Source organism: Paraburkholderia phymatum (assembly GCF_040965635.1).
Taxonomy (GTDB): domain Bacteria; phylum Pseudomonadota; class Gammaproteobacteria; order Burkholderiales; family Burkholderiaceae; genus Paraburkholderia; species Paraburkholderia phymatum_B.
The window spans coordinates 1-20186 of the sequence record NZ_JBFRCH010000062.1 but is presented as its reverse complement, the minus strand read 5'-3'; the positions used below and the strand labels follow the sequence as shown (position 1 = coordinate 20186).

At 57.1% G+C, this 20186-nt stretch carries 22 protein-coding genes and 6 pseudogenes; 6 read left to right on the top strand and 22 right to left on the bottom strand.

Translation table 11 applies throughout. The annotated features are described in order from the left end of the window. The 4 genes from AB4Y32_RS39405 to AB4Y32_RS39390 form a co-directional block, all read right to left on the bottom strand. Window positions 1-328: response regulator (locus AB4Y32_RS39405; protein WP_368726426.1), on the bottom strand; the 328-nt coding region annotated here is incomplete at its 3' end. Beyond that, window positions 325-915 (bottom strand): hypothetical protein, encoded by a 591-nt coding sequence (locus AB4Y32_RS39400; RefSeq protein ID WP_368726425.1) that lies wholly within the window; start codon window positions 913-915, stop codon window positions 325-327. The genes AB4Y32_RS39405 and AB4Y32_RS39400, both read right to left, overlap by 4 nt. Continuing rightward, entirely contained in the window at window positions 888-1241 is a 354-nt protein-coding gene (locus AB4Y32_RS39395; RefSeq protein WP_368726424.1) for a hypothetical protein, read from the bottom strand. Before AB4Y32_RS39395 ends, AB4Y32_RS39400 begins: the two co-directional genes overlap by 28 nt. Window positions 1242-1414: 173 nt before the next feature. After that, complete coding sequence (locus AB4Y32_RS39390; protein WP_368726423.1) at window positions 1415-1735, bottom strand: hypothetical protein; 321 nt, start codon at window positions 1733-1735, stop codon at window positions 1415-1417. 225 nt (window positions 1736-1960) lie between these two features. Here AB4Y32_RS39390 and AB4Y32_RS39385 point away from each other — a divergent pair, with 225 nt between their 5' ends. From AB4Y32_RS39385 to AB4Y32_RS40860, 4 genes and pseudogenes are all read left to right on the top strand, one after another. Continuing rightward, the gene (locus AB4Y32_RS39385; RefSeq protein WP_368723447.1) at window positions 1961-2206 is read left to right on the top strand and encodes a hypothetical protein; all 246 of its coding nucleotides are present in this window, start codon (window positions 1961-1963) and stop codon (window positions 2204-2206) included. A gap of 26 nt (window positions 2207-2232) precedes the next feature. Further along, a complete protein-coding gene (locus tag AB4Y32_RS39380; RefSeq protein WP_368726422.1) occupies window positions 2233-2442 on the top strand; it encodes a hypothetical protein in 210 nt (69 codons plus the stop codon). A 225-nt stretch (window positions 2443-2667) separates the two neighbouring features. Further along, window positions 2668-2914, top strand: a pseudogene (locus AB4Y32_RS39375) (nitrogenase-stabilizing/protective protein NifW); the annotation flags it as partial. A gap of 398 nt (window positions 2915-3312) precedes the next feature. Next, a pseudogene (locus AB4Y32_RS40860) lies at window positions 3313-3488 on the top strand (IS5/IS1182 family transposase); the annotation flags it as partial. 32 nt (window positions 3489-3520) lie between these two features. On the opposite strand, the gene AB4Y32_RS39365 reads toward AB4Y32_RS40860, so the two are convergent. The 6 genes and pseudogenes from AB4Y32_RS39365 to AB4Y32_RS39340 all read right to left on the bottom strand — a co-directional run. Then, window positions 3521-4417, bottom strand: coding sequence for a cytolethal distending toxin subunit B family protein (locus AB4Y32_RS39365; RefSeq protein WP_368726421.1), 897 nt, complete (start codon window positions 4415-4417; stop codon window positions 3521-3523). A 338-nt stretch (window positions 4418-4755) separates the two neighbouring features. After that, window positions 4756-5556, bottom strand: coding sequence for a 7-carboxy-7-deazaguanine synthase QueE (gene queE, locus AB4Y32_RS39360; RefSeq protein ID WP_368726420.1), 801 nt, complete (start codon window positions 5554-5556; stop codon window positions 4756-4758). A gap of 450 nt (window positions 5557-6006) precedes the next feature. Continuing rightward, window positions 6007-6369, bottom strand: a complete 363-nt coding sequence (locus AB4Y32_RS39355; protein WP_368726428.1) for a cupin domain-containing protein — start codon at window positions 6367-6369, stop codon at window positions 6007-6009. Between the two features lie 524 nt (window positions 6370-6893). Continuing rightward, a complete protein-coding gene (locus tag AB4Y32_RS39350; protein WP_368726419.1) occupies window positions 6894-7031 on the bottom strand; it encodes a hypothetical protein in 138 nt (45 codons plus the stop codon). Window positions 7032-7857: 826 nt separating this feature from the next. Continuing rightward, window positions 7858-8097, bottom strand: a pseudogene (locus AB4Y32_RS39345) (transposase domain-containing protein); the annotation flags it as partial. An 88-nt stretch (window positions 8098-8185) separates the two neighbouring features. After that, a pseudogene (locus AB4Y32_RS39340) lies at window positions 8186-8389 on the bottom strand (tyrosine-type recombinase/integrase); the annotation flags it as partial. 4 nt (window positions 8390-8393) lie between these two features. Between AB4Y32_RS39340 and AB4Y32_RS40855 the strand changes: the two are divergent. Then, window positions 8394-8645, top strand: a complete 252-nt coding sequence (locus AB4Y32_RS40855) for a tyrosine-type recombinase/integrase (protein ID WP_439899905.1) — start codon at window positions 8394-8396, stop codon at window positions 8643-8645. Window positions 8646-8738: 93 nt separating this feature from the next. On the opposite strand, the pseudogene AB4Y32_RS39330 reads toward AB4Y32_RS40855, so the two are convergent. The 10 genes and pseudogenes from AB4Y32_RS39330 to AB4Y32_RS39285 all read right to left on the bottom strand — a co-directional run. Continuing rightward, window positions 8739-9065: pseudogene (locus AB4Y32_RS39330) on the bottom strand (IS66 family transposase); the annotation flags it as partial. A 289-nt stretch (window positions 9066-9354) separates the two neighbouring features. Further along, on the bottom strand, window positions 9355-10185 hold the full coding sequence (locus AB4Y32_RS39325) for an aspartate-semialdehyde dehydrogenase (RefSeq protein WP_368726418.1): 831 nt from the start codon (window positions 10183-10185) through the stop codon (window positions 9355-9357). A 238-nt stretch (window positions 10186-10423) separates the two neighbouring features. Then, window positions 10424-11629: an MFS transporter gene (locus tag AB4Y32_RS39320; protein ID WP_368726417.1), complete on the bottom strand. Its 1206-nt coding sequence runs from the start codon at window positions 11627-11629 to the stop codon at window positions 10424-10426. A gap of 262 nt (window positions 11630-11891) precedes the next feature. Further along, a complete protein-coding gene (locus AB4Y32_RS39315) occupies window positions 11892-12098 on the bottom strand; it encodes a hypothetical protein (RefSeq protein ID WP_368726416.1) in 207 nt (68 codons plus the stop codon). 13 nt (window positions 12099-12111) lie between these two features. Beyond that, window positions 12112-12849 (bottom strand): COG4280 domain-containing protein, encoded by a 738-nt coding sequence (locus tag AB4Y32_RS39310; protein WP_368726415.1) that lies wholly within the window; start codon window positions 12847-12849, stop codon window positions 12112-12114. 222 nt (window positions 12850-13071) lie between these two features. Next, the gene (locus tag AB4Y32_RS39305) at window positions 13072-14196 is read right to left on the bottom strand and encodes a porin (protein ID WP_368726414.1); all 1125 of its coding nucleotides are present in this window, start codon (window positions 14194-14196) and stop codon (window positions 13072-13074) included. A gap of 223 nt (window positions 14197-14419) precedes the next feature. Further along, window positions 14420-15259 (bottom strand): phosphonate ABC transporter, permease protein PhnE, encoded by an 840-nt coding sequence (gene phnE, locus AB4Y32_RS39300; protein WP_368726413.1) that lies wholly within the window; start codon window positions 15257-15259, stop codon window positions 14420-14422. Beyond that, window positions 15256-16137: a phosphate/phosphite/phosphonate ABC transporter substrate-binding protein gene (locus AB4Y32_RS39295; RefSeq protein ID WP_368726412.1), complete on the bottom strand. Its 882-nt coding sequence runs from the start codon at window positions 16135-16137 to the stop codon at window positions 15256-15258. Before AB4Y32_RS39295 ends, phnE begins: the two co-directional genes overlap by 4 nt. Window positions 16138-16166: 29 nt before the next feature. Beyond that, on the bottom strand, window positions 16167-16970 hold the full coding sequence (gene phnC / locus AB4Y32_RS39290; protein WP_368726411.1) for a phosphonate ABC transporter ATP-binding protein: 804 nt from the start codon (window positions 16968-16970) through the stop codon (window positions 16167-16169). Continuing rightward, the gene (locus AB4Y32_RS39285; RefSeq protein WP_368726410.1) at window positions 16967-18172 is read right to left on the bottom strand and encodes an NAD(P)/FAD-dependent oxidoreductase; all 1206 of its coding nucleotides are present in this window, start codon (window positions 18170-18172) and stop codon (window positions 16967-16969) included. Before AB4Y32_RS39285 ends, phnC begins: the two co-directional genes overlap by 4 nt. 106 nt (window positions 18173-18278) lie before the next feature. On the opposite strand from AB4Y32_RS39285, the gene phnF reads away from it, so the two are divergent. Continuing rightward, window positions 18279-19025, top strand: a complete 747-nt coding sequence (phnF, locus tag AB4Y32_RS39280; protein WP_368726409.1) for a phosphonate metabolism transcriptional regulator PhnF — start codon at window positions 18279-18281, stop codon at window positions 19023-19025. A gap of 105 nt (window positions 19026-19130) precedes the next feature. Here phnF and AB4Y32_RS39275 read toward each other — a convergent pair. Together AB4Y32_RS39275 and AB4Y32_RS39270 are read right to left on the bottom strand one after the other, a co-directional pair. Continuing rightward, a pseudogene (locus tag AB4Y32_RS39275) lies at window positions 19131-19878 on the bottom strand (LysR family transcriptional regulator). Between the two features lie 202 nt (window positions 19879-20080). Continuing rightward, window positions 20081-20186 (bottom strand): ATP-binding protein (locus AB4Y32_RS39270; protein WP_368726427.1); only part of this gene is annotated, 106 nt, incomplete at its 5' end.

Sequence of the window (20186 nt, the reverse complement as noted above, 5' to 3'; positions counted from 1 at the left end):
CGACCCCGCCCGCCGAAAAGCCCTCGACGCGATCCTCGTTGCCTGTCAGCGAGGTCATGAAGATAACGGCGATATCGCGCGTGCGTTCGTCGCGCTTCAGACGGCGACACGTCTCGAAGCCGTCGATGCCCGGCATCTCCACGCCGAGCAGGATCACATCGGGCTGCGCGAAGGCCGCGCGCTCCAGCGCTTCGATGCCGTCGAGCGCGACCAGCACGCGAATGCCGCGCGCTTCGAGACTTTCGACGACCATGCCAAGATTCGCGGGCGTATCGTCGACGATCAGGACCGTGCCCGTATGTGCGACCGTGGCGGCGAGAGGGCTCATGATGCGGTGTTCCCCTCCAGGTACCGCTCGACGAGTTGCAGGACCGCCTTCGACTGATACGCGCGCGCCAGTTGATGCAGCCGCGCGGCGAACGCCGCATGCGCCGGATCGCTTGCCGCGATGCGCTCCGCCCACTGAATGATGCCGCGCATGTTGCCGTCGCGCGCGAACTGGTGAAATTCCGAGGATCTGCGCATAACCAAGGATGCAGTTAAGCGGCATGCTTCGCGCTCGATGGACGCCTCGCGCTCGTCGAGATACGCACAATGCAGGCGCATACCCATCGCGTCGAATGCCGACACCACGCGGTCGAGCTCATCCGCCTCGCGCGGCGGCTCGTGAAAATCGCGATCGTTCACGGTGCGCGCGATCGTCGCAAGATGCCGCAGCGCGGCCAGAGATGTATTCGCGCCCTGGCTCACGAGGATCACGAGCGCGGTGTGCACAAGCTCGTGATAGAGATTGGCGAGCGTCGCCTCCACATACAGGGTGCCGATGCGCACGACCTTGTTCTGCACGCGGTACAGGATCGGAAACTCCCGCGCGACCGTCATCTGCGTCATGCGCTCGCCCACGGCCACGGCCATCGCTGTGCCGGCCGATGGCGACTCGCGCACTTGGCGGCGCGAATATCCGCGAGGCGAAGCATGCCTCCCAGTTCCAGCTTCAGTTGCGGCTGATCGAGCTGCCATAGCGCTTCGCCGAGACTGTCGCGATAGCGGCGGTCGATATCGACGAGACGGTTCTGAATCTGCGCGATGTCGCGCTCGTAGTCGCGATAAAGCTGCACCGCTGTCAGGGTCAGCGTGATCGCGCAGCTAAAGACGAGCACCGTACCGAGCAGCCGCAGCACCACACTGCGCCGCACATAACGGAGCCCGCTCCACCATGCGTCGAACCTGTCGAGAGCCATATCTTCCCGTAAGTGCCGCCGTTGTGTGTGTCCTATTCTGCACTCGATGCCAAAGCCCGGTCTATCGCGCCCCACCCGGGTTTCAAACATCCGATGAAACAACGCGCCCCCGCCCGCAGCGACTGTGCCCTGCCCGCATGTCTTTGCGCGTTTATGACCGCGGTGTCCTATTGTTATTCGGGCACCTCGCCCACCGCCATCAGCCGGACCGTGCGCGCCGGACGTTCTACCAGTTCGTCGATCAGATCGGCCGTTTCGCACAGCGCGTGAAAGCTGTACGCGTCGAGCGGGTCTGCGTGATGGCGCCGCAAATCTCGGATCGTTTCACCCAACCGCCGCAGAGCGCCCGGCGCACTGTCGGTCAACGGCCAGCAATGCAACAGATACGCGAGCGGCGTCACACTGCCCGTCTCGCACCAGGTGTCGAACAGCCGCAGACAGAGCGAATCGACCTGCTCGACAACGTTCTCCCGCTCGGACAGATAGGCCATCATGATGCATCGGTTTGACATCGCGTTTTGATGGCTCATCATCTCCGATCAGAAACTATGCCGCAGTCAGCGCACGCGCAAAAACGGTCGCGTGACATCCTGATTCCCGCGTCGGGAAATCCTGACGGCTGAAATCAGCGCTTCCTGAGACGACATTCCGCCGCCGCCGATTGGGCGCGCACGCCGATTCCCCGTAGCATCGATTCATCGTGCATCGCGGGGAAAGTCATGGCGGGTAACAGATCGCTGCGCTCTCAGGTCGAAAAACTGGTCGGCTCGACACGAAGCCGGGCAGCGCGCGTGCGCCTGCTGGAACGCTCGCGCTCGGGTGGAACGTGTCGCGTGTGCATTCAGATCGAACGGCCGACTGGCTCGTTCTCCCTCTTCTTCTTTCGCCATGCCGACGGCACATGGCATGTGTTTCCACCGGACAGGCGCCGACCGGAGATGGGGATAGGCCGCAAGGCAGCCTGATCGTTCTGCAAGCCAAGGAGACGCACATGCACGACGACGCTTCGAATGCATTGCCGCAATATGTGATCGACCTGCGCGCATGGCTCAGCGACTGGTACGACCATGCGTTCAATGTGGGCTACATCCATCCGCCCTTCACACTCGACGAAGCGATTGCGGACCGGCTCGAGGGGTACTTCAAGGCGGGCCTGACGCCAGCCGAAGGCGCGATGGCGCTTTTCGGCTTCGTGCATTGAAAGGCGATCGATCAGGTTCGAAGAGTTCGATGCCCGTCAGTCGCGCCCGCTGGGCTTGATGCCCGCAGGGCCGAGTAACGCCCTGTGCGCAACAACAAGGCGCGCAACGTGCACGCTTTGCCGATATCCTTGTCGTGCTCGATCCATTTTCGACCTACGAAGCCTTTGCCTTCTTCCAATAGGGACTCCAGCTAGAAATGCGAGCACTGATCGGCCGAGGATGTACTGCAATTCTTCGGCATCGCGTTCGACCAGAAGGTTGCGAGCGTCGGCCGCCTGCACATCCTCAGACGCTTCTCCGTGCCGCATCACAATGCGACGACCCTGCTCACCGTCTGTCAAGCCCCGCGCCAACATGCCTACAACAATTTCGTCGTGTCCCCGCCCGCTGCGGAGAACGTATTCAAGGGTGTTCCAAGGAATCGAGGGACACCGGCCCATCTCTCTCGACAATCTGCAAGCATCGTTGCCGACGTGTCGCACCGCCTGGCCCGGAGGGTCGCCATGCACGCACATCGTCGTCTGCGTCCAGCAGGCTCCTGATCCGGCGCTGGGGACCACTTCGGCGCTAATGTCATGTTGCTCTGCACGGGACCGCCCCCAAGCCGAGTATGCATTCCGCAAGTGAATCATGGTGCCTACGACGCCGTGCTCGTCACCGATCGCGCGTTCGTCGGTGCAATCACGCTTGCGACCCCGTATGCGTTCGCTACCGCCATCCTGCAGATCGCAAAGAACAGGCGGTCGATATCGCCCGCACCGCGGATCATTACCATTGACGAGATTTCTTGCAATCACGGTAGCTGCTGCGCGCGGTCTTTGCGTGTTCGGGGCAGATTCTCCTTCTCCTGCGCGTCATCGCCGTTCGGCCGTATTGGAAGCCCATGGCGCCACCTGCCAGTGGGCTTCATCCAGTAACAGACCGCGTTTACGTTTTTCCCGATCGCGACGGTGTCTGGCAGCGGGTTGCGCAGCCATTGGCTGGCGAAACGAAAGTCGAACACATCCTGATCGCCTCGACCATTGGGCGTGCACACCAACGTTCGCCTTGCCAATCATCTTGGTCGTTCTCGCTCGTCTATTTCTTCGGCCAAAGTAAAACAGGAGTGTGATCTGATACCAACTGCCCAATTAGGCTCGGCGTAAATAAGTTGCAATCAAAATTAGGGCCGCCGGATGGATTGTTCAGCTGTCCAGCAATCCCATAATCTAGATTGTGGCCGCTTGTTCTATGGGTTGGCCGATCCTCATACTGGAAAGTCACGTTTCTATATTCTTGCGGATAGCTTCTTCGAAGGAGGTCGCGCAATTGATTGGGCTCGCGATTAAAATCACCAGCAATCAACCATTGGTCCGATATCTGATTTTGATTAAAATACTCCCAAACTCGAGCAACGATTGCTCCAGAATCCGTCCCGCCGTTTGCCAAGGCATGAATTCCGAAATAATAGTCAGATCCGAGTCTGATTCCCAGTATTGGCCTTGCTCCACTCCAAGCCCGCGGTCTAAGCAAGATTACTTGATCAGCCTTTTCTTTGCTGAGAATAGCCAGATTTACTCGGTTGGCACCAGTATCGACTCGCGAAAAATACACGTAGTAATCGATTGGCCTTCTTGATGTGCCCAAATTCCAGACATATTCGTTTATAGGCGCGACAACCAGATCCGGGTTCACTAATCGGCCTTCCAATGGAAGTGGAGGATTAGACGTAATTGATGCCGGTAGTGATCCAGCCTCCTGTATCATCATAACATCAATGTGCCTTGAAACGGGTATCGGTCCGTCATCCCGATTTCCAAGTAGCACCGTGCGAATATTTGAATTCCATTTACTCTCCGTGCTTGCGCTGGAGCCTTGGAGATTCCAAGTCACTACGCGGCGATCGTTGACTGCCGTCCACGCATTGCCAGGAAAATAGATTATCAGAAGAATAAAAATCGCCAAAACTCTCATCGGTACACCTTCTTTTTTCACAAATGCAATTCAATGGAGTTACACAACCGAGTATCAGGCGCCGTGCAGGTAGATAAAATCCCATGCCACGCCTAAACCGAAACGACATATCGATCTGAATCGTAGCGATTCAATGGATATCTTGTACTGCGTGCCCATCGCGAGCGCCACGGCGAACTGCCGAGGCGAGCCGCTCACGTTCGGGCGTGATGCGATTCCATCCCGCACGGGCGTGTTCGTCCACACGAGCACGGGAGAATGCCCGGACGGAGCAGCACTTGGGCAGGGTGACGCAATTGCCCTCGATCAGCTTGAGCGCCGTAGGCTTGGACTTTCTTCCTCGGACCGGCATAATGACGCTACCTGATGTTGATGAACTTGTTCGTCTGCAACGAGACGCGCCAGCCGTAGCGGTGCGCCGCCTTCATGCAGATGCCCGTGGCGCGGGACGACAGACTCAACGGCTGCAACCAGATCGGGGTGCCGCGCGCGCGTTGGATCGGGTCAAGTCTCTCGAGCACGATATCAATGTCGCGCTGCTTGCCGACCGGATACTTGATCTCGTTGGCACGCGCCAGCGCCTCATCGAGCACCGGGCGTCCACTTGGCATTCCATACTTCGGGCTCGTGGTGACGAAGGTGCTGGGCGTGACGAGCGGCACGTAAGTGCCCGAGGTTTCGACCTGGACACGGTGATGCCACGCTTCGAGCTTCGCGATCAGCGGGCGCAGGTCGTACATGCACGGTTCGCCGCCCGTGATGACCACGTGCTCAGCGTCTGCCGCCCGCACAATGTTCGCGAGCGTCGGCACGTCACACCACGCATAGCTGTCGCACGGCCGGCCGGTTTTCTCGCCCATCGCCCCGACACTGATCTCGCGCTCCGGCATCACCTGCCACGTGTGCTTGCTGTCACACCACGCGCAACCCACCGGACACCCTTGCAGACGGACGAACACTGAAGGTGTGCCGGTGAAGCTGCCTTCGCCCTGTAACGACTCAAAAATCTCGTTGACGGGATAGCTGCCAACGGGTGGCACGGCTACAGACGGTACGTCGCACTGCATTCGCGTGTCTCCTAAATTCGACATTCCACCAACCGCACGTCGGTGGCTTCCAACACTTCGAGTGCCGAGCACGGTCACCAGCCACTGCGTCATGTTCTCGGCGGTTGGATTGAACGGGGCACCCTGACCATCGACGTATCGATGCCGCGCACGTAGGCATAGAACGGGTCGTCGGTCCACAGTAACATCCGGTGATCCTAGTAGTCCTTGAAATAGCAGCGTCTTGATCACGCCAAACTCGATGACGCGCCCGACGCCATCAAGGGGGCAGCCTCAAAGTGGATGCGGCGGCAGTTGTGCCATGCAGGCTCTGGCACTTGCCTTCATGCCCACAACCATGCACATGGGGCAAATCAAATTCGACGACACAGATCGAATAGTTGTCCGCAGTTCTATTTGCTGGCGATCTAGGTAATCGTCATCGTAATGTGCTTAATCATCCTGATTCCACTATCGCGACGCAGTCAGTTGATGCCGATTTGCGGCTTCCGCCGCAGACGTCGGAAGGGGGAAGTGCCTTCGATTCTCTAACATCGCGCTCCGTCAGATGTCGAGAGACAGTCTGGCGTAGTACTGCTCGTCGGTAACCGGTTTCAGCCAATCGACACATTTGCTGTCATGCTCCTTCTGGAGCGCAATCAGCCTCACGGAGGTCCATGGTGACGCACCGTGCCAGTGCTTTTGGTTCGGCGCAATGCAGACCATATCTCCAGGATGCATCGCCACGATCGGTCCGCCTTCACACTGCATCCACCCACATCCCGCGGTCACGAACAATCGTTGGCCTAACGGGTGAATATGCCAGTGTGTTCGGGCACTGGGCTCAAATGAAACTATCGTGCATGACAATCCGGCCGGTAATGGCACACCGCGTGGGGGACGGAAATGTATGATACCGGTACCCATATCAGCGAGGCTACGCATCGGCGGTGGCGGGTTCGGTCGATCACAGTGCATGTTCCTCAACTCCTTTGTTACCAGCCATGAACAGCGATTTAGGCTTTGCGCGGTCGCGTCTTCAGCAGATATCCAAGAACTCCATACACCGTTAGTTGTCCGGCAACGCTTTCGTTCGAGCCAGCGAATCCGATCCTTAAGGTTGACCTCCCATCCGCCACTGGCTGACATCAGCGTCGACGAGGCTGATCAGCGGTCAACGAGTTATCGCTGCTGTCGAGTTGCCATTGTCCGAAGCGTGCCCGTGCAAATAGCTTTCTTGCACGTTTCGTGCCATGCATGCCCGCATTCTATACAGCGCTTTTCATTTCTATTTATCCCACTGCATTCGTTGTGTACACATCGAATATCGTCATGTCATCTTTGCGACAAAGCATCCGCGATCGTGTAACAAAAGCACTAAGATCGCCTTTGGTGTTCGGACGACATGAGCTTGATGCATGCCCATCCGAGAAATGCGCTCTGTTCCGTTGTTACAGTAACTGTTCACTATGGGCTTCGCCGAAGGCAAGCTCGCCTTGTCTTGTAGGGTCGAGAACTGGCGCGTCGAGTGCCGCGATAACCGATTCGACGATGCTATCTTCATCCGGAGAATCAGGCACATCGTTCAAGTCACCGTAATCGTGACGATATCGTTACAATGCCAGATTCACGCATACAAAACTCACGCGCGCGTTCATGCACAATATGCCTCAAGGCCAGCGCAGCCTCGGTTCCGTACGCGCTTTCAATCTGAGCAAGATTACGAATCGAAGCTACTATGGATAAGGCCCCGCATGCCCGAGACACTCACAGACGACAGACTTTCTTTCGTAGACTTAGTCGGACCCGTCGCGGGATCTTCTGCCGACGCGAACAAGGTCGTTTTAGCGGGCGGCGGGACGAGATGAAGGCGGTTGGTCACTGCAGCACCACAGAATCCAATGCGCCTTGTGAGACAGGCGACAGCTGAACACCCAATGCGCCGTTCAAGGTGCGGCGCACCTCTTTGTCATGGCGCCCCCGCGACGGCCGCGGTAAAGAGAAAAGATTCCGACTAGCCACAGTTTGCACTGGGCTCGTACGCGTCACGTAGTAGAGCAAATGCGGTTCGCTAAAGCATTTTCTCTAGTCGCATTTCCTTCCAGTCCTTACTTGCTTTGAGCATCTCATAAATGGGCTCTGCATACCGTCCGCATATTTCAACGAGCAAGAAGCGCTTCCAATATCACTCACTAAGTTGGCAGCTTACAGGCGTCAGGCAGCCTCTACATGACGCGCTGTAGTTTTCGCGAGAACTGATGATGTCTTTGGTCGAGCCGTACCTGCCTCCGAATATTTACCGCTAAACTTACTGTAATGTCTGCTAGTGCACATGGCACTCCATCGACGTCGTCGGAGACGAACGAACCATCGTAAGCGCCCGGCAATGGCACCCCGGGGAGTGCCCGCTGGCGATCAGGCGGTGATCGGCGCCCAGCGATGAGGCAATAGCTGAGCGATGTCGTCGGCGCGATGCGTGGGCAAGCGGTTCAGTACGTCTTTGAGGTAGACGTATGGATCATGGCCGTTGAGCTGCGCTGATCGAATCAGGCTCATGATTGCGGCTGCACGTTGCCCCGCACGCAAAGAGCCCGCGGAGAGCCAGTTCGCCCTTCCCAGGGCCCATGGACGAATCTGATTTTCCAGCCAATTATGCCGACTGCCCGATTATGCCGCGTCATGAATCCACGCACACAACGGTTGGGCGGATCTCTGTTCCCGGTCGCTCGGATTGTCGGCATTATCAGAGAGCCTCCAGGAAGGCGAGCAACGGATCTGGAGGTTTGTAGCGTGTCGGCGCGACGCCGCTCGCCGTGGCGTGCGCCAGCGCGCGTTCCTTGAGTTGCATGTCGGCGTGCAAGTAGATCTGAGTAGTCTCGGAGGACTCGTGACCGAGCCAGAGCGCGATCACGGTTAGGTCGACGCCGTGATGCATCAGACTCATCGCGGCCGTGTGTCTCCTATCTCTATCAAGAGATAGGCGTCATACAACTGCGGTCCACCTGCTCAGAGCCGGCGTTGACATCAACACGATACGAGCGTGGCTCGGCCACGTCTCGGTCGATACGACTAACGTTTATGCAGAGGTCGATCTGGAAATGAAAGCGCGGGCATTGGCCTGTCTGGACTTTACGGATCTACCTCGACCAAGAAGCGTTGGATCATCTACGCCGTCCATCATGGAGTTCTTGCAACGGCTATAAGCTTCGCTCCGGAAGTTATGTGCATCCGAAGCCGCTGGAACGTCAAGAACGGCGGCTTCGATTCGCCCTCGGCAACATATCTTGGGCCGTAACATAGGCGCTGTAGTCGTCACATACCAGCTTGCCCCGCCATTTGCCGAGGAACGTGCGGGCATGTTCGCCAGCACGGCTATCCGCGAATTCATAGACCACTGCGCGCACGTCGGCGAACTGCGTGGTGGCATATGCCCATACATAGGCGCGCTGCGTCTTTCCTCTACCCGGAACCAGCATTTGCACCGGCGTCTCATCGGCGTGCAGCACACCCTGTTGCAGAAGCGCGTCGCGCAGCGCGTCGACCAGCGGCTGCAATCGCACGCCGCAAACACCAACCCACTCGCCAAGCGTTGATTGGGGAATTGCAAGACCCGCGCGTTCGAAGCGGCTTATCGCGCAGGAAGTTGTGGCGCGGTCTTTTTCGTTTTCACCATCTCTCCCTCAACCGCTCTCGAAGAATTTGGCCATCATTGTCCTCACCGAGGTGACTGGCGGCATCGAGTACCGGCGCTACTCCGCACATCTTCAATGTCCCAGCCGCGTGCATCTTCGGTAAGCTGCTCGGCGATTTGTACGGCATTCAATGCCGCTCCTTTCAATAGCTGATCTCCGACAACAAAGAGGGCTAAAGAGTGACCTGACGGATCTCCAAGATCTTGTCGTACACGTCCTACTATTGGCCTGACGCTTCAGAGGGCATCGGAAAATGATTATTCGGACGATCGTCAACCAACCTCAGTCCTTCAGCTCGTGAAAATATAGCGCGTGCATCGCACGGACTCACGGGATCGGAAAGTGCAACCGTGATGGCAATCGCATGTGCCCGAAGTATCGGTACTCGAATGCAGGTGATGCCAATGGGCAGTTCTGCAGCGTCGAGAAGTTTTCGGGTCTCAGCAATTACCTTGATTTCTTCGCCGTTAAATCCACTTTCGAGTTCGACCTCGGCATTATGGCTAAAAAGATTAAAGGCGTACGGATGTGGCAGAACTCTCGACTGATAGGCTTCATCGCGAAGGTAGGCGCTAGTGGCTTCACGTAGTTCGTTCATCGCCGCTGCACCCGCACCTGACGCCGCCTGATACGTCGAGATGGTCAGCCGGCGGATTTTCGAGACTCGGTGAATTGGAGCCAACGCGACCGTGGCAATCGCCGCGACGCAATTGGGGTTCGCGATGATCCCCTGATGGCCGCTTAATGCTCCCGAATTCACTTCCGGCACCACGAGAGGCACATCTCTTTCAAGCCGAAATGCCGACGAATTGCTTATCACCGTGCAACCATTCCGGACCGCCGCAGGAGCGAACTCTCTTGCAATCGCTGAGCCGGCGGAGAACAACGCAAGGTCAACTCCGAGAAGACTGGTGGACGTCAGCTCTTGCACGGGTAGCATTTCACCGCGAAACCCTAGTCGTTTTCCTGCGGACCTCGGTGAGGCAAACAGCTTGAGCTCGCGTAGAGGAAAGTTGCGGTCCTCAAGACAGCGTATCAACTCGAGACCCACGGCGCCTGTGGCGCCGACAATGGCGACTCGTGGCTAAAGTGTTGCTGAATCTTTGTTCAGGTCATGTTCAGACATCTTCAATTTTCCAAAATGGAGGTTGGGGAAAAGAGCCGTTTCGACGGACGCACAATGGATCAACTACTTGCTCCGATTCGATACCTCGCCTGAATTCTGTATTAACGCTACAACCTCGCAAAAGAACACACAGTCCTCAACGCGCAATCCGTTTCCCTCACCCTCAGATCACAGCCGAAAATGCGACGAATGACAGAACAGCCAGTCCGACAAGCAGCGATATCGCGCCACCATCTACCCTCATTGCGAGTGTCGCGAAGGCGAACAGAACAGGACCCGCTGAGCGCGCAAAGGTGGAAACCATCTTCAAGACGCCCTGCACAGCCCCGTAGTTGGCCGTTCCAAACAACTCCGATGTGATCAGCGCTGCGACGACCAGGGTGAGACCGCCGACCACACCATTGCAGATGGCAAACAGATACACAAGGACGGTAGCTGGCGACCCCGGGCGACATAACCAGAGCGCCGTCAACGCCACTATCTGAAGCCCGAGAGCCACTCGCCCCCAAAAGGCAGTGGTCAAACTTTTTCCTTTCATTGCTAACAACGCACGTACCGCGACTTGAGCGAGCCCGACCAGCGCCACAACGAGCGAAATCTGAGCGGAACTGTATCGCTTGTCATTCAGAATGCCAACAATGTGAACTGATAAAGACGTCGATATAGCGCCATTACAAGCCAGACCAATGGCAACTCCCCAAAACCGGGCACTGAAGAGGATCTTACGAAGAGAGTCCGAGTTCTGAAGGGCTTTGGGATCTGACTTTTTCAGAGTCAGTGATGATTTCAACGTCCCTTTTCCTCGGGGCACGACGACTGCGAAACTGACCGCACATACGACGCAGATCAATGCAAGCACGCCAACGGCACACCGCCATCCTTCGCGGCCGACGAGAAACTGGCAGAGAGGGACAAAGATCGCGGCCGAGAGACCTGTGACCAGACTCGATGTGACGACTGCGTTTTTCATCTCCGTGGGGAAGTGCTGGGCAAATACCACATTTGACGTTTGTAGTGCTGCGGCCGAGGTAATCCCCAGACATCCCCACAGTGCTGAAAAAACGATGAAGTTACTGGTTCGACTCCATAGCGCTAGCGCAAGGGCCGATAGAAGCGTGCCCAAGATCAGAAATAATCGAGCTCCGTACCGATCGGCCGCCCGGCCGATCGGTACAGCAAATAAGCCTGAAATGAGCAGCGAAGCGGAAAATATTGCTGCAGCCGCCGTGGTGCTCCATCGTAGTTCACTGCACATCGGCTCCAGGATAACTGCGAACGCGTAGTACAACGCTCCCCAGAGTGCAGCCTGCCCCAGCGAAAGAGGTACAACTACCGACAGCATATTCGTGCCTGACGACCGTTCATTCATAGGCGAACTCCGACGCTGCTTTTTCCAGTGGGAATCAATACTCTGATTGGCAGCAATATTCGAACAAAAATAAATCATCGAACAGTTCGTTCGATCACTGGATTAGCTTTTGCGTCTTTATGTAAAATGCCGGGGCTGGAAACCGCCTAACAATCTCCGGGATTCGTCTCAAAGACGTTCACATGCGCCTAGCCCCAGCGTGGCGGCGAGCACTTCGGCAGTCCACGGAAGTCATACCTACTTCCAAACAACCAGGCTCCAGTCATCGACTGGAAGCGCGCATCACGCTCTCAGCAAGGACCGCGATCGTGCCGATAAAAAGCAGCGCACCACCGACTACGCCCGAAACGCCCACGAACTTTACCAAAACGGTAATCGCGCCGATAAGAAGGATAGTGAGTAAGGCCAGCATGCCGTCGTCGACGAACATCCCAACAAGTTCAGCAAGCCCAATGCGAATTACGTTCATGACGATGGCCTCCTTAGGCAAGGTAGTGGGCGCCCCGCAGCCAGCGCACGGCGGACAACGAAAAGACAGCGAATACAATGAAGATGCCGATTAACATCAGATCACCCCCCGGCCACTCCGCGCCGAATCCCTCACCGGTCCAGAAAACACCGAAACTAGTCAGCATCAGACCAACAATAAATTTCAGAGTGTTTTCCGGTACTCGCGATAGCGGCCTATGAACCAGCAGTCCGATGAGTAGCACTGCGACGAATGCGGCCACAGCACCTAGGGCAGCGTAGAGTGTCGCTCCACGGGCTGCGCCGACTGCAATCACGATGAAAACTACCTCAACTCCCTCAAGCAGCACAGCCTTGAATGCCGCGATCCCCGCAAGATAGCTGGCGCGTTTGTCGTCACTCCGCCTAGAAAGCGTTTCGGTCTCTTTGGCGAAAGCTTTTTCCTCGTCGTGAAGTGCGAGATGGCCTGAAGCCCGAAGCACCGCCTTCCTCAGCCAGCGCATGCCAAACAGCAGCAGCAGGATGCCGATGACATATTGAAGCAGCTGCAGCGGGATCAGTGTCAGCAGGGGACCAATGAAAAACACGAGCGCAGCAAGTACAGTAAAGGCGATGCCGGTGCCGACGAAGGCCGACCGCCAACTTTGGGTAACGCCAACGGCCAGTACGATGGTGAAGGCTTCCACCACCTCGACCGTCGAGGCAAGGAAGGACGCGGTAATTGTCGATGTAATGGTTGTGATGTCGGTCATGATTGTTCCGTCAAATAAGTCAATCCGAGCGTTCATTCAGAGAGAATTGTGCAATGCACCGACGCCAGTAAGAAATACGGTTTCTTACCCTGCTGGACACGTTTAGCTAATCGATTCTCACCTTGTGCCCGCAAATATCTGGCTAGACTGCCAGCACCGGCCCTGATAGGCACCTGTATGTACCGACGCGATAAGCCTCTTCCGGGTCTCGATATGGACCAGTTAGAAGGAGTGGTGTATACCGAATTCGGTAACAAGCTGAGAACTCGTCGAAGAGCTGCTTACGCCAGAGATGTCAGCCGTGATGCCTGACTTCCCTGCGTTGCCGACATGCTCGTATGCTGCTTGCATGATCAAAAGGGTGCGTTTTGATAGTGCGTAGGCAGCCTGAAGGGTAATCTGCTGGTACTTCGGGTGTTCGCCATTGAGGTGCGAGTCTGTAAAGGTGTACGCGCCCGACAGAGTCCACGCCGGTGTAAACCGGTGGCTGCCATTTAACTCATAGTTTGTGAAGCGTGCATTTCCCGCCAGACGCAGATTGCTCGAGGTGCCAGCGTAGCCAGATCCGATAGCGGTGGCGTCGCCGAGCTGTGTTTGGGTAAAGACAATGCCAACGGTTGACGCGTCGAACGCGTAGCGGGCGCCTGCGCCATATGTGCGCTGACGCGCTGCGTAAAACGGGGAATCACCCGCTACTACTGAACCGTTTGGGTTAGTCGTCGAGCCGACGTTATTTATTTGCAGGTAGCTGGACGCAAGAGTTAGTCCTTCGTTCGTATACGAGGCGCTGACGTCGTACGCGCGGCTGTCAGCGAAGCTTCCCGTGGCGTTCGAGAAACCATAAAGTCCGCCGAACTGGAAACCAGCGTAGTTGACGCTTTGATATTTGACAGAATTGTTAAGGCGGATCGACGCGCCGAGGTTGTCGTTATCGTACGGGTGCGTCGCCAGTGATCCTTGGGCTAGCGAATCAAGAGCAAAGAAGTTACTCTGGTATTGACGTCCAAGAGTGGCTGTGCCGAAGTGGCTGTCCGATATGCCGACGAACGCCTGGCGACCAAATTCACGAGCGTTCTGGCCCATCTTCCCGTTCGACGGATTGAAGCCATTTTCGAGGGTGAAGATTGCCTTGAGTCCGCTGCCAAGATCCTCCGAGCCGAGGAGTCCCCACCGGGGGCCAGACAGCAGACCGTTACCCAGCTGGTAATTGCTGTGACCGCCGGAGTTGTTGGTGTAGACGAGGCCAGCGTCGATCATCCCATACAGCGAAACCGAACTTTGTGCGTTCGAGGAGCTGGCGACACCAAGCAGTGCGAGCGAGAGTGCGTAGCGAAGTGAATTTTCCATATCCATTCTCATACATTAGTACTACGTATTAGATCGGGAAAAATATATCCAAATGTATTGCGGTTAAGGCTCCGAACTGGTTGTTCGTGTAACGCAGCGCGCGGGCAGTAGCGCGAGCAGCAGTTCACGCCGGCACTCACGCAGAGACGGTTATCGCTGAGAACCGGATAGTGGGAAGCTGCGGGCAGTGAGACTGCCTGAATAAAGCATGGAGACGAAAGCTTTAAGCGATTCGACGCCGGATGATCGCTGACAGGTTATCGATGAGCACCACTGTGAAGACGATGAGCAGAAGAATGGAGGACACGCTTCGATTGTCAAACACTCTCATCGACTCCTGAAGGGAGTAGCCAATACCACCCGCGCCCACTACTCCCAGTACGGTAGCTGCCCGAACATTCGCCTCGAAACGGTACAACACGAACGACACGAACCCCGGTAGGATCTGCGGAACGAATCCTCGCAGGATAACGGCCAATGGCGTTGCTCCCGTGGATTTGACTGCCTCTACCTGCCCCATGTCGATGCCCTCGATCGCTTCGCTCAACAACTTTCCGAGTGAGCCGACTCCACTCACGGTAAGAGCCATTACTCCGCTAAAAGGCCCGAGTCCTACTGCTGCGACGAATACCAGGGCAACGACAAGCTCATTGAGGGATCGAAGAACGTCCATTGCCCTTCTCGATAACCAGTAAATTACCCCAGATCCAGAGACAGTGCGCGCCCCCAGAAAGGCCAGAGCGAGCGCGAATGGTACGGAGAGCACGGTTCCCCAGATCGCCATCTTGATGGTGAGAATCATCTCGGCGATGTAAATGCCGAGTTTTGATGTATTCGGCGGAAAGAACCCTGATTGCGGCAGGTCCGAAGAGCCGATAACGTATTGCCAAGCGCTGCCCAGGCCGTCGGCCAAGTGTCCGGGGTTCACACCAGCGTCATGGTAGGACCAAACAAGTGCCGCAATAATCACCATCGTAAAGATCCACTTACGCGGGACCATTACAGACATGGAGGGCCTGTCAGATGTGGAAAGCTCGATCAGATCGCAGGAATGCTTTGTCACTGTCTTTCCTTGAAGTCGAGCTGCTGCTTGACATGTTCAAGTTGCCGGACGTAGTCGTAATCGCTGTCTGAAGCCGTGACGATGCGCTCGACGCCTCCCGGCAGACCCGCCAGACTCTCAGGATCCTGGAAGGTGATCAACGCGTCCTGGTACGCCTTCCGGAAGTCCGCTGGAAGACCGCCCCGAACGACGTAGGCCGGATTGGGAATAGGATCGGATTTCCAGACGGGAACCAGTTCACCCTTCCTGATCATGCCTTGCGTTACCGCGAGGCCGACATAGGGGAAGGAGACGGCAGCAACGTCGACTTGCCTGTTCTTAAGGGCAAGTACGGCAGGAATGGCTCCGCCCGCAAAGGTGATTTCAGAGAAGAAGCGTTTTGGATCGACCTTGAGATCATCGAGAAAGTAGGTCATTGGCGCGAGGTAGCCGCTCGTCGAATTTGGCTCGCTGAACGCGAGCCGTCTCCCTTTGGCCATGGCAATGGAGGAGATGCCGGAATCGGCACGGACCCACAGGCCACCGAGATATCCGGTCCCCTGATGCGTTTTCTCCATGGCGACGGCGTCCACATCGCCCTGCCGTCGCGCTATCACGTAGGACTCCCCTCCAATCCGGGCCGCGTCAACCTGACCGTTGGTCAACGCGACGATCACGGAGGTGACGTCGCTTACGCGGTACGAAACAACGGGGATACCCATCCTTGCTTCAACGTGCCTGAGGAGCCGGGTATACGCGGCTTGGGCCCCATCTCCTTCGTTGGGCACAATCGCGTAACGTAGCTGTTTGGGCCAAGCATTAGACTGTGCCGCCCGCACTGTTGCCGATAACAGACTTGTACCGATCAACGCAAGAACCGACCGTCTTGACAGAGTCATTCTGCTGTTCCTCCAAAAGAGTCAAATGCCTACGATTCCATGGTTTCGTAGAGACCGGAGATCTCACACGTCCCGAGTTTGCCAACCGGTAGACTGAACTGGAGACGACCGGATTTCATTCCGACGACAAATGAGGCGAAGTCGCGCACCGCCGACACGGAGTGAAGGCTTGCAATCACTGAAATTCCGTCGGTCGCCGCAATCGACTGGAGGATTTCCATAACGCGGTTTGCGCTCTTTGGATCGAGCGCAGAAATGGGCTCGTCTGCAAGCAACAGGGTCGGGCGTTGAGCAAGCGCTCTGGCTATTGCAACGCGCTGCTGCTGTCCACCGGACATGGTATCGACGCGCTGGTGCGCATGGCCGCTCAGACCGACGCGCTCCAGCAGGCTCATTGCGAGTTCAACGTCTTCAGACCTGTACATGCGAATCACAGTCCGTAGCGTTGACTGGTAGCCAAGTCGACCGAGCAATACATTTTCGATCGCGGTCAACCTGCGCACCAGATTGAACGTCTGGAAGATCATGCCGGTATTGCGGCGGATGTGCCGGAGTTCCGCGCCGCGCGCCGCCGACACGACAGACCCGTTCACGACTACGGTTCCTCTCGTCGGCCTTAACAGCCCATTGAGCAACCGGAGTACAGTGGATTTCCCTGCGCCGGACGGCCCAATCAGCGAAATTAGTCCCCTGCCGTCGAGTGACAGGTCCATACCATGAAGAATCTTCTTGCCATTTGCGTAGCTGTGCTCAACCCCACGAAGCTCGATTGATGCAGACCTAGCGGGCCGTCCGGCGTCTGACGGAATGGCATTCTTCGTTGAGGTCGTCACTTTGCAGGCTCCCCGTCCGTGGGCGCGGCGCCGATGCTGAGGATCCCGGAGTGGCCGGTTTCAGCCGTTGCCAGATCGCCCGGAGCCCAGGGTGCGAACTCTCGGCGCTTGTCAACATGGTCAATGAGCCGCTCTGGACGATATGAACGAAGCAGCTCGGATTCGTTGTCCGTCAGGATTTCGCTGGCGTGTTCCCGTCCTACCAGTCCGGACAGCGAAATGCCGCTGTGCATCACCGCCACAGACAGGCCAGGGTGGCCTGGGATCTCCCCGACTACGGGCAGGCCGTCAGCGGGAATAGGTCGAATCCCGATGCGCACGGATTCGATCTCACCCTCTCCAAATCCGCGGAGCCAGGGCCGTACGAGTGCGGCCGTTTCCTCAGCGGCCGCATGAGCGTCATCGAGTGTGGGTACCGAGGCTCGGTAATCGGTTCGACCGGCGACAAGTCGCCCACTACCGTCCGGCTTGAAATGGACCTTGCCCGCGTATACGACGTGCCGCAGGCCCGTGGGCAGTGGCTTGGTCACGATTGTCACGCCCGCGCGCGTTGTGACCGGCAGTTTCACACCAAACATATCGAGGACGTTCGCAGTCTCGGCGCCACTGCACGAAACGACCTTGTCCACAGTGATATCCGTCCGGGTGCCGCGCAGACGATACTCGCCATCACGACGTTCGATCCGCGTGATCTGCTCGCCTGCGCAAAGCGTCGCACCTGCGTCCTCGGCGCCACGCAACAGTCTGCCAATCATCGGGACCGACTCAAGCCATCCTTCACCCGGCATGCGGTATACGGGGAAACGGCTTTCCGGAAGGACAAGATTTGGCTCGAACCTGGCAACGAAATCTGCTGCCTTCATGCGTTCAAATTCAAGACCAGCGACAGACGAGGCGGCAAGATGTGCCTCCATTTTTTCGGCATCCGCGTCGTTGTCAACGTAGTAGACGCTTCCGTCCCGATGAACGAGCTGCTCAGCCCTCAACTGAGTGCTCAGCTCTGTCCAGTAGCTGATTGCTTTTACGCGAAGCTCGCCATACTGTCCGCCAAATCGGACAGCGTTCAGGTATGAAAAGGTTGCGAGTGACGTCACGCTACCCGCACGTCTGGTATCAAAGATGTAGACGTTTGCTCCACGCGTAGCGAGGTGATAAGCTAAGCTCGACCCAACAATGCCGGCACCGATAATGGCGATGCGCATATTTTCGACTCCGTTGTTTTCATATCAAACGTATACAACTTTGACATCTTCCTGTGTCATTCTGATGACGTGTGTCAGCAGGTGTCTCCGCTGGAGTCATCGATAAATGATGAAATTACCTGGCGAACGGGTGCGGGAGCGCTCGAGCAGAGTCCCCATGTGGCGGCAGATCGAGGCGACTTTGAAGGGCGAGATCGCGTCCGGAGCGTTGAAACCGGGGGCGCAGCTGCCTCCGGAGGGAGACATTTCGGAACGGTTCGCTGTCACGCGGGCGACAGCCCGAAAAGCACTCGCGAGCCTGCAGAGCAGTGGCCTTATCAGGATCGAGCCGGGACGAGGGACATTTGTCCAGGGACCTGTTTTCCCGTACGAACTATCGGGAGCAACAAGATTTTGTCACTTTCTCACCTCGCTGTCCGTTGACGCCCAGACGAGGGTGCTTTCTGTGGGTGTAGCACGTGCGTGCCCGGAAATCGCAGAGGCGCTGCGCCTTCCGCCAACAGCAAGGGTCGATTGCATCAAGACCATCGCTTCGGCTGACGGATGGCCGATTGTTATTTCCGAGAACTTCGTATCTGAAGATCGGTTCCCTGGTTTCGCCGATACCTATCGGCGGTGCGGCTCCATCAATGAGACCTTCCGCAAATATGACCAGAACGAAAAGCGCAGATCAAAAACGGAACTCGTTTCGAGATTACCGACGGACGATGAAGCGCATCTTCTGCAGCAACCAAAAACGCGACCTATAGTGGAGGCAACGCTGACAATGGTCGATCCGAACGGTCATCCGGTATGGATCGACATAAGCTGTTTCAGTGCGGACCGCGTCAAACTCGTCCTATCGGAAACGTAGGTATGCCCACGTATCTGAGCCGAATTCCCGCGACGATGAGCGGCGTGATACCGGTGGTCGGAAGAGTCGACGGGAAGCATCGCCGCGGCGCGTCGCAACGATCCGTCAACTGGTGCCCTCCTCCTTCGGGACCGGCTGAACGAGGCTCCGCCGCGCTGCGTTCATGACCAGTGCACTGATCGTCGCGAGCGGCTCGGGCTCCTGCTCCCAATGATGCCAGTACAGATCGATCATCAGGTCGTGCTGAGGCGCCAGCGCAATCGTTCTGCCGCGATCGATCAGCGGCCCGGCCCGCATCGCGGGCACAGCCCGTAGCCGAGATCGCTAGGATCGCATTGAGCAACGCTACCGGCGAAGGAAAATAGTGCTTCGGGTACCGGCCGACCGTCACACCGAAATGCGACTCGAAAAACGTATCGTGCAGGGTGTCCTTCCGGTCGAACAGGATGGTTGTGGCCTCGAGCAAGCCGGGCAACGTCAGGCCACCGGCGAAATGTTCGCGGGCGAATCCGGGTGTGGTGACACACTGATAGCGCATTTGTCCGACCGGCGCGGCCAGAAAACGGTCGACAACCGGTTCCGCTGTCGTCGCGACTTTCCCCGGCATGACACGCCGAAGCAGGTCATCCTCCTGCAGCCGGACAGTCATGAAATGACGAAAGACCTCTTCTCCCGCTTTCGTCGGCAGCACGATCGGTTCGCGCAAGAGGAGCAGCGCCCCAATCGACTGTTCGAGCCGCTTGACCCGGCGTGTCGCCGATGCGGAGGAGATTTTCAGTGCAGCCGCGGCCTGCGTGAAACTGCGACGTTCGACCACCGCGGCAAACGTCTCCAGCTCGATCATGTTCAACATCGCCTTCACTTTTATGAAAGCCCGCTTCATCCACGTTCCCCACCAATGTTTGATGCAGAAAGAGACTTGAATAGAGATAGCCTTGAAGACACGTCGCCCCGCTCTCGAACGAGGGCGACGCGCAGCTGGCTCGACGCCTTCGACGATGACGTTCGCCGCGTAAGTCTTCGCGAACTGGATAGAAGCAGGACGTGGACGTTATTTAGCTCTCTTTTGTTTTTCGCGCAAGGGTTTCAGCGGCCTCTTTAAGTCGATAGCTGCGACCGTCGAACTCGAGCAGGTGGCAGTGATGCATGAGGCGGTCGAGG

Bases quoted from the DNA above. Each gene is read 5' to 3' on its own strand.
- AB4Y32_RS39400 (WP_368726425.1), bottom strand. From the start codon at position 915: ATGGCCGTGGCCGTGGGCGAGCGCATGACGCAGATGACGGTCGCGCGG.
- AB4Y32_RS39395 (WP_368726424.1), bottom strand. From the start codon at position 1,241: ATGGCTCTCGACAGGTTCGACGCATGGTGGAGCGGGCTCCGTTATGTG.
- AB4Y32_RS39390 (WP_368726423.1), bottom strand. From the start codon at position 1,735: ATGATGGCCTATCTGTCCGAGCGGGAGAACGTTGTCGAGCAGGTCGAT.
- AB4Y32_RS39385 (WP_368723447.1), top strand. From the start codon at position 1,961: ATGGCGGGTAACAGATCGCTGCGCTCTCAGGTCGAAAAACTGGTCGGC.
- AB4Y32_RS39380 (WP_368726422.1), top strand. From the start codon at position 2,233: ATGCACGACGACGCTTCGAATGCATTGCCGCAATATGTGATCGACCTG.
- queE (WP_368726420.1), bottom strand. From the start codon at position 5,556: ATGACGCAGTGGCTGGTGACCGTGCTCGGCACTCGAAGTGTTGGAAGC.
- AB4Y32_RS39355 (WP_368726428.1), bottom strand. From the start codon at position 6,369: ATGGGTACCGGTATCATACATTTCCGTCCCCCACGCGGTGTGCCATTA.
- AB4Y32_RS39320 (WP_368726417.1), bottom strand. From the start codon at position 11,629: ATGAATGAACGGTCGTCAGGCACGAATATGCTGTCGGTAGTTGTACCT.
- AB4Y32_RS39315 (WP_368726416.1), bottom strand. From the start codon at position 12,098: ATGAACGTAATTCGCATTGGGCTTGCTGAACTTGTTGGGATGTTCGTC.
- AB4Y32_RS39310 (WP_368726415.1), bottom strand. From the start codon at position 12,849: ATGACCGACATCACAACCATTACATCGACAATTACCGCGTCCTTCCTT.
- AB4Y32_RS39305 (WP_368726414.1), bottom strand. From the start codon at position 14,196: ATGGAAAATTCACTTCGCTACGCACTCTCGCTCGCACTGCTTGGTGTC.
- AB4Y32_RS39295 (WP_368726412.1), bottom strand. From the start codon at position 16,137: ATGACTCTGTCAAGACGGTCGGTTCTTGCGTTGATCGGTACAAGTCTG.
- AB4Y32_RS39285 (WP_368726410.1), bottom strand. From the start codon at position 18,172: ATGCGCATCGCCATTATCGGTGCCGGCATTGTTGGGTCGAGCTTAGCT.
- phnF (WP_368726409.1), top strand. From the start codon at position 18,279: ATGATGAAATTACCTGGCGAACGGGTGCGGGAGCGCTCGAGCAGAGTC.